At 70.9% G+C, this 14,360-nt stretch carries 17 protein-coding genes; 5 read left to right on the forward strand and 12 right to left on the reverse strand.

The window, feature by feature from the left end; genetic code table 11:
* Nucleotides 1–234: 234 nt before the first annotated feature.
* The 3 genes from CHC11_RS28550 to CHC11_RS28560 all read left to right on the forward strand — a co-directional run bounded on the left by CHC11_RS28550 (nucleotide 235) and on the right by CHC11_RS28560 (nucleotide 3,822).
* A complete protein-coding gene (locus tag CHC11_RS28550) occupies nucleotides 235–1,014 on the forward strand; it encodes a CAP domain-containing protein (protein WP_179279050.1) in 780 nt (259 codons plus the stop codon).
* 120 nt (nucleotides 1,015–1,134) lie between these two features.
* On the forward strand, nucleotides 1,135–2,298 hold the full coding sequence (locus tag CHC11_RS28555; protein WP_089314924.1) for a hypothetical protein: 1,164 nt from the start codon (nucleotides 1,135–1,137) through the stop codon (nucleotides 2,296–2,298).
* A gap of 24 nt (nucleotides 2,299–2,322) precedes the next feature.
* Nucleotides 2,323–3,822, forward strand: coding sequence for a hypothetical protein (locus CHC11_RS28560; protein ID WP_089314925.1), 1,500 nt, complete (start codon nucleotides 2,323–2,325; stop codon nucleotides 3,820–3,822).
* Nucleotides 3,823–3,838: 16 nt separating this feature from the next.
* Here CHC11_RS28560 and truA read toward each other — a convergent pair whose 3' ends face one another.
* The 8 genes from truA to infA form a co-directional block, all read right to left on the reverse strand.
* A complete protein-coding gene (gene truA / locus CHC11_RS28565; RefSeq protein ID WP_179279051.1) occupies nucleotides 3,839–4,732 on the reverse strand; it encodes a tRNA pseudouridine(38-40) synthase TruA in 894 nt (297 codons plus the stop codon).
* 208 nt (nucleotides 4,733–4,940) lie between these two features.
* Nucleotides 4,941–5,462, reverse strand: a complete 522-nt coding sequence (gene rplQ, locus CHC11_RS28570; RefSeq protein ID WP_089314926.1) for a 50S ribosomal protein L17 — start codon at nucleotides 5,460–5,462, stop codon at nucleotides 4,941–4,943.
* Between the two features lie 96 nt (nucleotides 5,463–5,558).
* Complete coding sequence (locus tag CHC11_RS28575; protein WP_067454600.1) at nucleotides 5,559–6,572, reverse strand: DNA-directed RNA polymerase subunit alpha; 1,014 nt, start codon at nucleotides 6,570–6,572, stop codon at nucleotides 5,559–5,561.
* A gap of 104 nt (nucleotides 6,573–6,676) precedes the next feature.
* The gene (gene rpsD / locus CHC11_RS28580; RefSeq protein ID WP_089314927.1) at nucleotides 6,677–7,303 is read right to left on the reverse strand and encodes a 30S ribosomal protein S4; all 627 of its coding nucleotides are present in this window, start codon (nucleotides 7,301–7,303) and stop codon (nucleotides 6,677–6,679) included.
* 88 nt (nucleotides 7,304–7,391) lie between these two features.
* A complete protein-coding gene (gene rpsK, locus CHC11_RS28585) occupies nucleotides 7,392–7,793 on the reverse strand; it encodes a 30S ribosomal protein S11 (protein ID WP_021596710.1) in 402 nt (133 codons plus the stop codon).
* A gap of 48 nt (nucleotides 7,794–7,841) precedes the next feature.
* Nucleotides 7,842–8,222: a 30S ribosomal protein S13 gene (rpsM, locus tag CHC11_RS28590; protein ID WP_089314928.1), complete on the reverse strand. Its 381-nt coding sequence runs from the start codon at nucleotides 8,220–8,222 to the stop codon at nucleotides 7,842–7,844.
* Nucleotides 8,223–8,421: 199 nt separating this feature from the next.
* Nucleotides 8,422–8,535: a 50S ribosomal protein L36 gene (gene rpmJ, locus CHC11_RS28595; protein WP_021596712.1), complete on the reverse strand. Its 114-nt coding sequence runs from the start codon at nucleotides 8,533–8,535 to the stop codon at nucleotides 8,422–8,424.
* Nucleotides 8,536–8,601: 66 nt separating this feature from the next.
* A complete protein-coding gene (gene infA / locus CHC11_RS28600) occupies nucleotides 8,602–8,823 on the reverse strand; it encodes a translation initiation factor IF-1 (protein WP_034519601.1) in 222 nt (73 codons plus the stop codon).
* Between the two features lie 263 nt (nucleotides 8,824–9,086).
* Between infA and CHC11_RS28605 the strand changes: the two genes are divergently transcribed.
* Entirely contained in the window at nucleotides 9,087–9,644 is a 558-nt protein-coding gene (locus CHC11_RS28605; RefSeq protein WP_089314929.1) for a hypothetical protein, read from the forward strand.
* A gap of 315 nt (nucleotides 9,645–9,959) precedes the next feature.
* The gene (locus CHC11_RS28610; RefSeq protein ID WP_089314930.1) at nucleotides 9,960–10,775 is read left to right on the forward strand and encodes a phosphodiesterase; all 816 of its coding nucleotides are present in this window, start codon (nucleotides 9,960–9,962) and stop codon (nucleotides 10,773–10,775) included.
* A gap of 19 nt (nucleotides 10,776–10,794) precedes the next feature.
* Here the strand turns inward: CHC11_RS28610 and CHC11_RS28615 are convergent, their stop codons facing one another.
* From CHC11_RS28615 to secY, 4 genes are all read right to left on the reverse strand, one after another.
* Nucleotides 10,795–11,241 carry a DUF1707 SHOCT-like domain-containing protein gene (locus CHC11_RS28615; RefSeq protein ID WP_089314931.1) on the reverse strand — a complete coding sequence of 149 codons (447 nt, stop codon included), beginning with the start codon at nucleotides 11,239–11,241 and terminating at the stop codon, nucleotides 10,795–10,797.
* Nucleotides 11,242–11,279: 38 nt separating this feature from the next.
* The gene (gene map / locus CHC11_RS28620; RefSeq protein WP_089314932.1) at nucleotides 11,280–12,104 is read right to left on the reverse strand and encodes a type I methionyl aminopeptidase; all 825 of its coding nucleotides are present in this window, start codon (nucleotides 12,102–12,104) and stop codon (nucleotides 11,280–11,282) included.
* Nucleotides 12,105–12,250: 146 nt separating this feature from the next.
* Nucleotides 12,251–12,901 (reverse strand): adenylate kinase, encoded by a 651-nt coding sequence (locus tag CHC11_RS28625; RefSeq protein ID WP_089314933.1) that lies wholly within the window; start codon nucleotides 12,899–12,901, stop codon nucleotides 12,251–12,253.
* Nucleotides 12,901–14,199 carry a preprotein translocase subunit SecY gene (secY, locus tag CHC11_RS28630; RefSeq protein ID WP_425427354.1) on the reverse strand — a complete coding sequence of 433 codons (1,299 nt, stop codon included), beginning with the start codon at nucleotides 14,197–14,199 and terminating at the stop codon, nucleotides 12,901–12,903. The genes CHC11_RS28625 and secY overlap by 1 nt, the downstream gene beginning before the upstream one ends.
* Between the last annotated feature and the right edge of the window lie 161 nt (nucleotides 14,200–14,360).

Genomic DNA, 14,360 nt, shown 5'->3' on the forward strand with positions numbered 1-14,360 from the left:
CCCGGCAGCGCCGGGCGCTCCGGCCCCGCACGGCGCGACGCCTCGGCGCCGCGCGACGTCCCCCCACGGCCCGGCGCCCGTCCCTACCGGGACGAACTCGTCGCCAGCGGCCCGCGGCGCGCCCGCCGGGAGCCCCCGCCCGCCGGGCCGGGGCCGAACGACGGCGACACGTTCTGGAACGACCGCCCACCGCGCGGGAAGCGTCCCAAGAAGAAGGGCGCCAAGGGGCTCGTCGTGGCCGCCACCGCGTCCGCGCTCGCCATCGGCACCGGCGTCGTGATCGACCGGCTCGTCCTGCCTCAGTTCCGGTCGGAGAAGACGTCCGCCTCCGGGGCGGAGCGCAGCCCGTCGGTAGAGGTCCCGACCGGACCGCAGAGCGACCCGCTCGCCGCGACCGGCAAGGGCTCCGGTACCGGCTCGGGATCCGGTTCCGGGACGGGCACCGGCGGCGGCCGGACCGGCGCCTCTCCCGCGCCGACCGCCGAGGAGCAGACGCCGCCGCTGAAGGTGATCCACCCGCCGAAGAGCGCGTCGGCCAAGCCCTCCAAGGCCAAGAGGTCCCCCGGATCGGACGCCCCCTCGACGCCGGGCGGGGGCACGACCCCGGGCGGCGGGTCCGGCGGCTCCGGCGGATCGTCCGGTCCCGAGGCGAGCGTGGTGTCGCTCACCAACGCCGAGCGCGCCAAGCACGGGTGCCCGGCGCTGCGCAGCGACGCGCGGCTCGCCACCGCGGCCGGCAAGCACTCGGCGGACATGGCGGCCAACAACTACTTCGACCACACCTCCCGCAACGGCGACAGCCCGTGGAAGCGGATGGAGGACGCCGGCTACAGCAGTCCCGGGGCGGAGAACATCGCCAAGGGGTACCCGACCGCCTCGGCCGTCGTGAAGGGCTGGATGGACAGTCCCGGCCACCGGGCCAACATCCTGAACTGCGGGCTGCGCGCCATCGGCGTCGGGATGGCCTCGGGGTCCGGCGGGCCGCTGTGGACGCAGGACTTCGGCTGGAAGTGACCCTCCCCGCCCCGCGGGGACATGACCTTCGGCAAATCACCGGCGTCCGGTTCGCCCCCATGTCATGGTGGGTGTCGCGAAGGTCCAGAGCCCTGAACGAGGAACGGTAAGGTCCAACCCATGGGTTATCCGGGCGATCAAGGCAAACCCGGCGACTGGCCTCCCCGGCAGTCGCCGCACGCGCCGTACGGACCCGGAGCCGAAGCGCCGCCGTACGGCCACGACAACGACGAGTCCCCTTTCGCGCCACGTGACCAGGGGCCCGGCGCGCCCCCGCTCGGCAGTGACAGCTTCGGCAGTGACAGCTTCGGCGGCGACGCGTCCGGCCAGGACAGGTTCGGCGGCGCCCCCTACGGCGGCGGTGCGCCCGGGGGCGCGCCCGGGGGCGAGGCGCCCGGCGAGCAGACCGCGGCCTGGTCCGGCCAGCCGCCCGCATGGGGCGACGAGCCCGCCGGCGGCGCCGCCTTCGGCGAGAACGCCCCCGGCGAGGGCGGCTTCGGCTCCTACGAGGGCATGCCGCCCGGTCCGTCCGACGCCCCCGAGCGCCCCGAGCGCCGCCGCAACCTGCCGCTGATCATCGGCGGCGCCGCGGTCGCCGGGATCCTGCTCATCGGCGGCGGCGTCGGGCTGTCGTCGATGCTGAAGGGCGACTCCGAGCCGGAGCCGAAGCCGACGCAGGCCGCGTCCCGGCAGCCGCAGGCCACGCCGAGCCCCACGCAGCCCGTCCTCGCTCCGGTGAAGCTGCAGAGCCGCACCACCGACCCCGCGCCGCTGACCCTCAAGGAGGTCTTCGGCAAGGCGACGTTCAAGTCGGGCGGTCACAAGTACGTGCGGACGGCCGCCACCGGCAAGAAGTCCTGCACCGGCGTCGTCGGCGGCACGACGCTGGCGGCGGCCCTCAAGAAGGGGCGCTGCACGCAGTCGCTCCGGGCCACCTACGCGCTCAGCAACGGCTCCCTCATCGGCACGGTCGGCGTGTTCAACCTGCAGACCGAGGCCGCGGCCAAGAAGGCCGTCAAGGCCGCCGCCGCCAAGGACGCGTTCCTGGTGGCGCTGCCCGGCAAGGGCGTCAGCAAGAACAACGGCAAGGGCGAGGCGCTCGGCACCTCGCAGGCACGCGGCCACTACGTCATCATGACCTGGGTGCAGCGGCCGGACGGCAAGAAGATTTCCAGCAAGTACCATGCCGCCGTCCGGGTCTTCGGCACCCAGCTGGTCAAGGGCAGCAACCTGGCACTGGCGCTGCACTACCGGGAGACCGAAGGCAAGCCCCTCCAGAAGTGACCCCCATGAATACCCTCACTGCTTATGTCTGGACCTAGAGACGCACGGGAGCACGGCGAGCAGGCCGGCGAGGCCGCTCCCCTCAAGCTCCCCGCCTTCGGGCTGGAGGCCCCCTGGTGGGCCGCCGAGTCCGTGGACGCCGCCCCGCCGGCCGAGCAGGCGCCCGCGGCGCCGGAGATGCTGTCGGCGCCCGTGCTCGAAGCCCCCCTGGTCGAGGACGCCCTCGCCGGGCAGGCCGAGGACGAGGCGGACGTCCGCGCTCCCCAGGTCCCCACCGCTCCCCACCTCGCCTCGGCACCGCCCGGGACGCTCGTCGCCGGGAGGGGCGTCCCGCAGGTCGACTCCCGCGGCGCCGTCCCCGCCGAGCCGATCGTCAAGCCGCCGATCTCCCCCGACGAGACCGACCCCGAAGGCTTCCCGCCCGTCCCGCCCGCGCAGGGCGGGTCCGGGGGCGCGACGCCGCGAGGCCAGGACGCGGGGGCCCTCACACCAGAGACCGAGGCCACCGTGGACCACCCCGCCGCGACCGACACCGCGACGGACATCCCCGCGTCGCTTTCGGCGTTCGAGAAGGCCAAGGAGGCGGAGGACGCCGCCTCGCTCGCGCCCGTGCTCGTCCCGGACGCCATCCTTCCGCCCGGCGTCGTCCCGCCCACCGGAAGCGGCCCGTTCCCGCACGCCGATCCGGCCGCGGTGGGCGCGGCGGCCGCCGAACAGCCCCAGGTGGGCACGCCGCCCTTCCACGCCGAGGGCACCGCCCCGGCCGACGGCCCGCCCGGACGCCCCCCGCAGGGCATGCCCGTCACCGGCCGGGGCGGCGGCAAGGGACGCCCGGTGCTGATCGGCGGCGTCGCCGCCGTCATCCTCGCGGCGGTCGGCGCCCTGTTCCTCATCGGCGGAACGGGTTCGGACGGCGACGACGGCAAGGACGGCAGGACGCCCGAGGCGCCCGCGGCGGCGCAGACCACGCCCGCGGTCACACCGTCCGCCACGGCCGCCGCCCCCGTGGACATCACCAGCGAGAAGACCGACACCGCCGACCTGACGTTCCACGACGTCTTCCCGACCGAGACCATCCGGTTCGGCGACCGGACCTACCTCCGTGACCGCTGGTCGCTCAACCGGGACGTCACCTACGCGGCCCGCGGCTCCATGCTCGCCGCCCTGCGCAAGGACCAGTGCCGCAAGATCGTCCGCGCCACCTACATCGACCCGGCCAGCAGGCTCGCCGTCACCTCGGGGATCGCGGTGATGCCGACGAAGGCGGCCGCGATCGCCGTGAGCAAGGCGGGCGACCCCGCCCGCTACGAGTGGTTCCGCGGCATGGCGGGCAAGCGGTCCCCCGACATCGACCAGGCCGGCGGGTACGCGGCGGCGACCGTCCGCGGCCGGTACGTCGCCTACGCCTACGTCCAGTGGGCGAACGGCAGGAAGGCCAAGCCCGGCGACCCGACGATCAAGAAGGCGGCGCAGCTGTTCCTGGACTACGACCTGCGCCCGATCGTCTCGCGGTCCCGGGGCTGAGCCCCGGGACCGCGGATCAGCAGCCCTGCCGGGGCGCGGCGCCGCCGGGCGCGGCGGGCTGGTCGGCGGCCGCCGCGGCCGTGGCGTTCAGCGTCCGGACGCGGCGGGTCTCCTGGGCCCGCCTGGCCAGGCTCTCGTCCTCGGGATAGCGGATCTCCTCCAGCGACAGGCCGTGCGCGGGCGCCACGTTCACGCCGGAGTCGCGGACGCGCGCCGCGAGCACCTGCGCGGGCCACTCGACCTCGCGCCGCCCGTCCCCCACCATCAGCATCGCGCCGACGAGCGCGCGGACCATCGAGTGGCAGAACGCGTCGGCCTCCACGGTGGCGAGCGCGAGGTGCGGGTCGCGGTCGTCGCGCGCCCACTCGTAGCGCAGCAGCTCGCGGATCGTCGTCGCGCCCTCCCGCCGGCGGCAGTACGCGGCGAAGTCGTTCTCGCCGACCAGCCTGCGGGCGGCCTCGTTCATCCGGCCGAGGTTCAGGGGGCGGGGATGCCACAGCACGTCGTGGCGGCGCAGCGGCTCCACCCCGAAGGGGTTGTCGCACACCCGGTACACGTAGCGGCGCGACAGCGCGGAGAACCGCGCGTCGAACCCCTCCGGGGCGATCGACACGCGCCACACCCGGACGTCCGGGGGCAGCAGCCCGGCGAGGCGGCGCGGCATCGTCCCGTTGATCGCCGAGTAGGCGGCGACGGGGACGACGAGGTGGGCGACCTGCCCGCGGGCATGGACTCCGGCGTCGGTGCGGCCGGCGACGGTGAGCATCGGCGGCGGGTCGAGGCGCAGCATCCGGGCCAGGGCGTCCTCGATGACGCCCTGGACGGTCCGCTGGTTCGGCTGCCGCGCCCAGCCCGCGAAGTCCGACCCGTCGTAGGAGATGTCGAGACGGAGACGTACCAGTGCGGTCATGTCAGCCGAGTCGTCCTTCTGCACCGTCCGTCATCCCTCCGGGCACCCCGCGTTCGTCGGGCACTCCCCTGACACGCTCCCCGCTGAACCGTCGCCCTCCTGCCATGACCATGCGATCAAGTCTGGCAAAGTTCGGGCCCGCCGTCCCGATGGAAACGGCGGGCCCTCACGAATGTCGAGCAAACGCTCGCCCAGTTCAAACGGCGGATTACTCCTTCTCGCCCTTGTCCTTGGCTTCCGCGTCACCGGCGGCCTCGTCCTTGGCGTCGACGGCGGCGGTGTCGTCCGCCTCGGTCGCGGCCTCGGTCTCCTCGGCCTCCGGCGCCGGGGCGGCCTTCGCGGCGGGAGCGGACCCGCCGGTGGACGCCGCCAGCTGCTCCTGCACCAGCTCGATCACGGCCATCGGGGCGTTGTCGCCCTTACGCGGCCCGATCTTGGTGATGCGGGTGTAGCCGCCGGGACGGCTCTCGAAGCGCGGCGCGATCTCGGTGAAGAGCTCGTGCAGGACGCCCTTGTCGCGGATCGTCTTGGCGACCAGGCGACGGTTGTGCAGGTCGCCCTTCTTCGCCTTGGTGATCAGCTTCTCCGCCAGCGGACGCACCCGCCGGGCCTTGGCCTCGGTGGTGGTGATGCGGCCGTGCTCGAACAGCGCCGTGGCCAGGTTGGCCAGGATCAGGCGCTGGTGCGCCGCGCTGCCGCCGAGGCGGGCGCCCTTGGTGGGCTGAGGCATGTCGTTTCCTTCCTGCACCGGCCGTGTCAGGTACCGGTGTCAGCTGGTTCCGGCCGGCCGGGGACCGCGGGCCCCCGGCCGCCGGACTCGGGTTTCCTAGTACTGCTCGGTCTCGGCGTAGCCCTGGTCGTCGTCGCCGTAGTTGTCGGCCGCCGCGCTCGGGTCGAACCCGGGCGGGGAGTCCTTCAGCGACAGGCCCATGTCGTTGAGCTTCTGCTTGACCTCTTCGATCGACTTGGCGCCGAAGTTGCGGATGTCGAGGAGGTCCTGCTCGCTGCGGGCGACGAGCTCGCCCACCGAGTGGATGCCCTCGCGCTTCAGGCAGTTGTAGGAGCGGACCGTGAGGTTCAGCTCCTCGATCGGCAGGGCCAGGTCGGCCGCCAGCGCGGCGTCCGTCGGGGACGGGCCCATGTCGATGCCCTCGGCCTCGACGTTGAGCTCCCGGGCCAGGCCGAACAGCTCGACGAGGGTCTTGCCGGCGGAGGCGACCGCGTCGCGCGGCAGCATCGCCTGCTTGGTCTCCACGTCCAGGATGAGGCGGTCGAAGTCGGTGCGCTGCTCGACTCGGGTGGCCTCGACCTTGTAGGTGACCTTGAGCACGGGCGAGTAGATGGAGTCGATCGGGATCCGGCCGATCTCCTGGCCCGGCTGCTTGTTCTGCGCGGCCGAGACGTAGCCGCGGCCGCGCTCGACCGTCAGCTCCATCTCCAGCTTGGCCTTGTTGTTCAGCGTGGCGATGTGCAGGTCCGGGTTGTGGACCTCGACGCCCGCCGGCGGCGCGATGTCGGCCGCGGTCACCTCGCCCGGGCCCTGCTTGCGCAGGTACATGACGACGGGCTCGTCGTGCTCGGAGGAGACGACGAGCTCCTTGAGGTTCAGGATGATGTCGGTGACGTCCTCCTTCACCCCGGGCACGGTCGAGAACTCGTGCAGGACGCCCTCGATCCGGATGCTGGTGACGGCCGCACCGGGAATGGAGGAGAGCAGGGTGCGGCGCAGCGAGTTGCCGATCGTGTAGCCGAAGCCCGGCTCCAGCGGCTCGATGGTGAACCGCGACCGGTACTCGTCGACCTGCTCTTCGGTGAGAGTCGGACGCTGTGCGATGAGCATGGTGGTGCCTTCTTTCCGCGGTGCCCGCTATTTGACTACCGCGTTCTGGATTCTTCCCCGATCCGCCGGGGCCCCAACGGGGGACCCCGGCGGGCGTTGAGCCCCTACTTGGAGTAGAGCTCGACGATCAGCTGCTCCTGGACGGGAGCGTCGATCTGCTGCCGGACGGGCAGCGAGTGCACGAGGATCCGCATCTTCTCGCCGTCGACCCCGAGCCACGCCGGGACCTGACGGTCGCCGACCTCGGCCTTGGCGACCTGGAACGGCGTCATCTCCAGCGACTTGGCCTTCACATCGACGATGTCGGCCTCGCCGACGAGGGCCGACGGGATGTTGACCTTCTTGCCGTTGACCCGGATGTGGCCGTGCCGGATGAGCTGGCGGGCCATGTCGCGGGACTTGGCGAAGCCGGCCCGGTAGACGACGTTGTCGAGCCGGCGCTCCAGCAGCGTGAGCAGGTTGTCGCCCGTCTTGCCCTGCTGGCGGGTCGCCTCGACGTAGTAGTTGTGGAACTGCCGCTCCAGCACGCCGTAGATGCGCCGCGCCTTCTGCTTCTCGCGAAGCTGCAGCAGGTACTCGGTCTCCTTGGGCCGACCGCGACCGTGCTCACCCGGCGGGTAGGGACGGATCTCGATCGGGCACTTCGGGCCCTCGCACTTGCTGCCCTTGAGGAACAGCTTCATCTTCTCGCGGCGGCAGAGCTTGCAGTCCGCACCGGTGTAACGAGCCATTGTTCTAGATCTCCCCTGCTCAGGCCCGGCTGGCCAGCGCAGTGGCGGGCGCTGCCGCCTGCGCAAATTCCAGATTGCTCATGACGGGTCAGACCCTCCGACGCTTCGGCGGGCGGCAGCCGTTGTGCGGAACGGGCGTGACGTCCTGGATCGAGCCCACCTCGAGGCCGGTCGCCTGCAGCGACCGGATGGCGGTCTCGCGGCCCGAGCCCGGGCCCTTCACGAAGACGTCGACCTTGCGCATGCCGTGCTCCATCGCGCGCCGGGCGGCGGCCTCGGCGGCCTGCTGCGCGGCGAACGGGGTGGACTTGCGCGAGCCCTTGAACCCGACGTGGCCCGAGGAGGCCCAGGAGATCACGTTGCCGTTGGGGTCGGTGATCGAAACGATCGTGTTGTTGAACGTGCTCTTGATGTGGGCGTGCCCGTGAGCGACGTTCTTCTTTTCCTTGCGGCGCACCTTCTTGGCGCCGACACGGCTCTTAGGAGGCATGTGCTCTCTCTACTCTTGAGGTCATCGATCCGGAGGACCGACTCCGGACTACTTCTTGCCGGCCTTCTTCTTGCCGGCCACGGTCTTCTTCTTGCCCTTGCGGGTGCGCGCGTTGGTCTGCGTGCGCTGACCGTGCACCGGAAGCCCCCGGCGGTGCCGGATGCCCTGGTAGCACCCGATCTCGATCTTGCGGCGGATGTCCGCCTGGACCTCGCGGCGAAGATCGCCCTCGATCTTGTAGTTCGCCTCGATCCAGTCCCGGAGCTTGATCAGCTCGTCGTCGCCGAGCTGGTGCACGCGCAGGTCGCCGCTGACGCCGGTACCCGAGAGGGTCTCCAGCGCCCGCGTCCGGCCGATGCCGAAGATGTAGGTGAGAGCGACCTCGAGGCGCTTTTCGCGCGGGAGGTCGACGCCGAGCAGGCGTGCCATCGTGGGCAGTTCCCTTCATTCGTTCGGAGGTATGGACGCACCGCGTCCGCGAACACCCTGCCCGGGTGGCGGCCCCGGCCTCCGAAGGTCCGGGGGTGCTCCTCCACACGACACTGCCGTACGTGCCGGATCCCGGAGTTCCCGGACCCGGCACGTACGGCCGTGTGAAGGCTGCGGTGCGCTTGCTGGGTGGTGAGCGTCAGCCCTGACGCTGCTTGTGGCGCGGGTCGGAGCAGATGACCATGACCCGGCCGTGCCGGCGGATGACGCGGCACTTGTTGCAGATCTTCTTGACGCTCGGCTTGACCTTCACTGGGTCTCCTAGAGATAAGGGTCACCCCCGCGCCGCCACGCACGGGGAAGGCAACCCCAGTGGGATTTACTTGTAGCGGTAGACGATCCGACCGCGCGTGAGGTCGTAGGGGCTCAGCTCCACAACAACGCGGTCGTCCGGCAGGATTCGGATGTAGTGCATCCGCATCTTGCCGCTGATGTGGGCGAGCACCTTGTGCCCGTTGTCGAGCTCCACCTTGAACATGGCGTTCGGCAGCGACTCGATGACGGTGCCCTCGATCTCGATGGCCCCTTCTTTCTTGGGCATGTCCTCCGCGCTTCGCTGATCGGCTCATGGGACGCGGCCCGGCTCTCCAGAGGAGAATCGGCCGCAAACCCGCAACGCGGCACGGAAGCGCCAGGAAGGGGAAATCGGACGGCCGTCGACGGACCGACAAGGGAGTCTACGTCAACCGGCCGTCCAATGCGAAATCGACGCATGACACGCGTCCGGAGACTGCTCCCGAGTCAAGCATACATCGCCTGCGCGTTGTACCTTTCGGGGAGGAGAGACGTTCGAGGAGGGTCAGCATGCCGAGCTATGACTTCGCGCTGATCCTCAGCCGTCCCCTCTACGAGGACGAACTCGACCCCCTGTTCGACCGCACGTACGGCGCGGTCACGGTATCGATCATCAGCGAGCCGCAGCACGCCGAGCGCCGCGGCAACGCCTCGTGCACCTGGCCGGGCGCCACCCTCGCCGCGGCGATCATGGAGGTGGTCGGGCACGTCGAGGAGAGCGCGGCCGGCCTGCACGTCCTGCAGGTGGAGGCCGACCCGCTGCTGACCATCCGCGACATCGCCGAGCGGGTGGGCCGGTCCCTGGACTCGGTCCGGCACGCGATCACCGGGGCGCGCGGCGCCACCGGCTTCCCGTCCTCGGAGATGTCCACCGCCGGCCACCGGCTGTGGCGGTGGTCCAAGGTCGCCGCGTGGTACGGCGTGGACGACCCCCAGCTCATCGAGGCCAAGCCGACCGTCCAGGCCATCAACGGCTGGCTCGCCCTCCGCGACGTCGTCCCCGACGTCGCCCCCGCTCCCGAAGAGATCACTTCGGCCCTCTCCCTGGTCATCCCGCACGTCGCCTGAGCGCGGCGCTCAGGCGGCCGGCCTCCCGCCGGGGGGCGTGGGGCCCCCGCACAAGGATCCGCCCGGCGACGCCCGGAGCGCGGCGTAGGGGCGGCGTAGGGGCGGCGTAGGGGCGGCGCTCAAGCGGCCGGGCTCGTGCCGGGGGGGCGTGGCGTGTCGCCCAGACACACATGCACGGCCGGCGACGAGGCCCTCCCCGGGGGGCGAGTCGACAGTGCCGCCGTGCGGGCGCGAAGATCGTCCCGGCGCCCGCCGCCCGGGGCTGCCCGGAGCGTGGGGTTCCGTGATGTGCTGGGGGCAACGGGGAGGGGATCGATGGCGATCATCGCGCAGCTGAGCGATATCCATCTGGCGGCCGGACGCGACGGCGGGATGAACGACGACTCCGGGCCGGTCCGCGCGCTGCGGGCCGCCGTGTCGAGCCTGCTGTCGCTGCCCGCGCGGCCGGACGCCGTCGTCCTGACCGGCGATCTCGCCGACCGCGGCCTGCCCGCCGAGTACGCCCGGCTGCACGCGCTGCTGTCGCCGCTGCCGATGGCCGTCTATCCGATGTGCGGCAACCACGACGACCGCGACGAGATGCGCCGGATGTTCGCCGACCATCCGGCGGTCGCGGCGACGGGGACCGGGCCCGGGGCGCCCGTCCAGTACGCCGTCGACGTGGCCGGCGTGCGCCTGGTCTGCTGCGACACCACCGTCGACGGCCATCCCCACGGGCACATGAGCGAGGAGAGGCTCGACTGGCTGGAGGAGACGCTGAGCGCCGCGCCCGGCGTCCCGACGCTCATCGCCACCCACCACCCGCCGTACCCGATCGGGATGCGGTTCATCGACGACCTGCGCTTCGTCGACCCCGCCGGTTTCGCGTCCGTGATCTCCCGGCACCCGCAGGTCGTGCGGGTGATCTCCGGGCACGCGCACCGGGCCACGGTCGGATCGCTGGCGGGACGGGTCTGCACCACCTGCCCGAGCACCTACCGGCAGCTGTTCCTCGACCTCACCCAGCGGGGCCGCGCGGCCGTCACCGGGGAGCCCGCCGGGTTCGCCCTCCACCTGGTCGGCGAGGACGGCACCGCCACCACCCACTTCGCCCCGACCGGGAACTACCGGCCCCTCATGGACGTGGAGTGAGCCCTGCCGGGCGGGCGCGTCAGCAGCCGTCCTGGCGCCCGCCGAAGATCGTGCGCATCAGCAGGAAGGCGCCCCACGGGCCCGCCACCCAGATCCACCACGGGTAGACCGCGCCCGACGCCACCAGGATGATCAGCCACACCGTCACGTTGATCGCGCTGACCGTCGCCCAGGCGCCCCACATCGCCCGCATCCGCCGCGGTTCGAGGTCGCCGGACGGCCGCCGCGCCGGCGACGCGGTGCCCTTGCTCTGCGTCGCGGGGACCGGGAGCTGGTACAGGTCCTCCTCCGGCAGGTCGGACGTGACCTCCTGGAGCTGCCCGACCGTCCTCGCCCCGTAGACCGCGTCCAGCCGCTCCTGCAGCTCGTCCATCGTGATCCGGCCCTGCGCGCAGTGCTCGCGCAGACTCTCCGCCACCCGGTCGCGGTCGGCGTCCGACGCCCGGATCTCAGGGTTCGGCGCCATCGCTCCTCCGCTCCTCCGCTCCTCAGGACCTGCCTTCTCTATCCATTCTGCTGCGCGGATCCGAGCTTGGCGAACCGGTCACGGCCCTCGTCGAGCGCCGTCAGGACGCGGGGGCCGTCCTCCGTGACCGCGAAGGTGTGCTCGAAGTGCGCCGAGGCGCGCCCGTCGGTCGTCACGACCGTCCACCCGTCGTCGAGTTCGGCGGTCTCCTTCGTGCCGAGGTTCACCATCGGCTCCACCGCAAAGCACATGCCCGGCTCCAGGACGGGCCCGTGCCCCGGCGCCCCGTGGTTGGGGATCAGCGGGTCCATGTGCATCTCGGTCCCGATGCCGTGCCCGCCGTAGCCCTCGACGATGCCGTAGGGACCCTGAGAGCGGATGTGGGCCTCGATCGCATGGGAGATGTCCGTGAGGCGCGCGCCGGCGCGCCCGGCCGCGAGGCCGCGCCACAGGGACGCCTCGGTGACCTCCAGCAGCCGCTGCCGCTCGTCGGTGATCTCCCCCACCGGGACCGTGATCGCCGCGTCGCCGTGCCAGCCCTCCACGATCGCGCCGCAGTCGATGGACAGCACGTCGCCGTCGCGCAGGATCTTGTCGGCCCGCGGGATGCCGTGCACGATCTCCTCGTTCACCGACGCGCAGATCGTGCCGGTGAAGCCGTGGTAGCCCTTGAACGACGGGACGCCGCCGTTGTCGCGGATGTGCCGCTCGGCGAGCACGTCCAGGTCCAGGGTGCTCATGCCGGGCTCGACGGCCCCGCGCAGCAGCTCCAGCGTCCGGCCGACGAGCAGCCCCGCCGCGCGCATCAGCTCGACCTGCTCCGCGGTCTTCATCTGGATCATGAGCCTACGCCGTTTGAACATCTCTCCCCTTGCACCGGTTCTGGCGCCTGAACAGCCGCGCGGACGCGGGATCGCCCGCGTCCGCGCCTACGGCTTCACGGCGGCCCGTCACCCCTCCGGCGTGCCCGTCATCTCTCCAGCGGGCCCGTCATCTCTCCAGCGGGCCGTCATCTCTCCAGCGGGCGCAGTGCGGTGAGGGCGCGCTTGGTGACCTCTTCGACCGGCCCCGTCGCGTCGATGCCGACGAGGATGTTCTCGTCGGCGTAGAACTGCACCAGCGGCGACGTGTCGTCCCGGTACACCTCCAGGCGGTGCATGACGACCTCTTCCTTGTCGTCGTCCCGCTGGAACAGGCGGCCGCCGCAGTCGTCGCAGATGTCGTCCTGCTTGTCGTCGAAGTCGACGTGCCAGATCCGGCCGCACTTGTCGCAGGTGCGCCGGCCCGACAGCCGCCGGACGACCTCGTCCTCGTCGACGACGAGTTCCAGCACGATGTCGAGGCGGGTGTCCCACTCGGCGAGGATCTTCTTCAGCGTCTCGGCCTGCGGGACGTTGCGCGGAAAGCCGTCCAGCAGGAAGCCGTCGCGGGCGTCGTCCTCGCCGAGCCGGTCGCGGACCATCGCGATGGTGACCTCGTCGGGGACGAGGTCACCGCGGTCCATGTACTGCTTGGCCTGCCGGCCGAGCGGCGTCCCGCCGCTGACGTTCGCGCGGAAGATGTCACCTGTCGAGATCTTCGGGACCGACAGGTGAGAAGCGATGAACTGGGCCTGCGTCCCCTTGCCCGCACCCGGGGGGCCCACCAGGACGATACGCACTACCGGAGGAAGCCCTCGTAGTTGCGCTGCTGGAGCTGACTCTCGATCTGCTTCACGGTATCCAGTCCGACGCCGACGACGATGAGGATGCTCGTGCCGCCGAACGGGAAGTCCGAGCTCGCCTTCATGAGTGCGAAGGCGACCATCGGGATGAGGGACACGAGCCCCAGGTAGAGCGCACCGGGTGTGGTGATCCGGGTCAGCACGAAGTCGAGGTATTCGGCGGTCGGCCGACCAGGACGGATACCTGGGATGAATCCACCATACTTCTTCATGTTGTCGGCGACTTCAGCGGGGTTGAAGGTGATCGCCACGTAGAAGTACGTGAAGAAGATGATGAAGACGAAGAAGATCCCCATGTGCCAGGCGTTGTCCTGCTGGAGATAGGGCTGCACTTTTTGCAGCCACTTGGTGTTGGGCCACAACTGGGTGGCCAGCACCGGCAGGTAGAGCAGCGAGGACGCGAAGATGATCGGGATGATGCCGGCCTGGTTGACCTTCAGCGGGATGTAGGTCGACGTGCCGCCGTACATGCGGCGCCCCACCATCCGCTTGGCGTACTGGACGGGGATGCGCCGCTGCGCCTGCTCGACGAACACCACCCCGGCCATGATCGCCAGACCCACCAGGATCACGATCGCGAAGACGAACCCGTTCTTGGTCTTGTAGATGCTCCAGAACTGGGCGGGGAAGACCGCCACCACCTGGGTGAAGATCAGGATCGACATCCCGTTGCCGACGCCGCGGTCGGTGACCAGCTCGCCCAGCCACATGATGACGCTCGTGCCCGCCACCATGATGACCACCATGGTGATGATCGGGAAGATGCCCGTGTCATAGAGGATGTCGCCGCTGCCGGAGATGCCCTGGAACAACTGGCCGGTGCTCGCCATCGCGACGATGCCGGTCGCCTGCAGGATCGCCAGCCCGACCGTCAGGTACCGGGTGTACTGGGTGATCTTCGTCGTGCCGGCCTGGCCCTCCTTCTTGAGGGCCTCCAGCCGCGGGATCACCACCGTCAGCAGCTGCAGGATGATGCTGGCCGTGATGTACGGCATGATGCCGAGCGCGAAGACCGACAGCTTGAGCAAGGCGCCGCCGCTGAACAGGTCGACCAGTCCGTAGAGCTGGTTGCTGTTCTTGGCCGCGTCCGCGGTCTCCTTCAGCACCTTCACGTTCACGTTGGGCGTCGGCAGGATCGAACCGATCCTGAACACCACGATCATGAACAACGTGAAGAGGATTTTCTTACGCAGGTCAGGCGTACGGAAAGCCCGAGCGAACGCGGTCAGCACCATTCCTCCTGCGCGACTGGCGGGTTCATGGCCGCCGAGGGGGCGGTTTCAGGTCCATGAGTTCGGGCGGAGGATACCCGGTGTGACGGCAGAGTGCGCAATCTCACGCGGAGTACCTTCGCTCGTGTGACTCTAACAGCAGATGACACCGGGGCCGCCCCGCC

Source organism: Actinomadura mexicana (assembly GCF_900188105.1).
Taxonomy (GTDB): domain Bacteria; phylum Actinomycetota; class Actinomycetes; order Streptosporangiales; family Streptosporangiaceae; genus Spirillospora; species Spirillospora mexicana.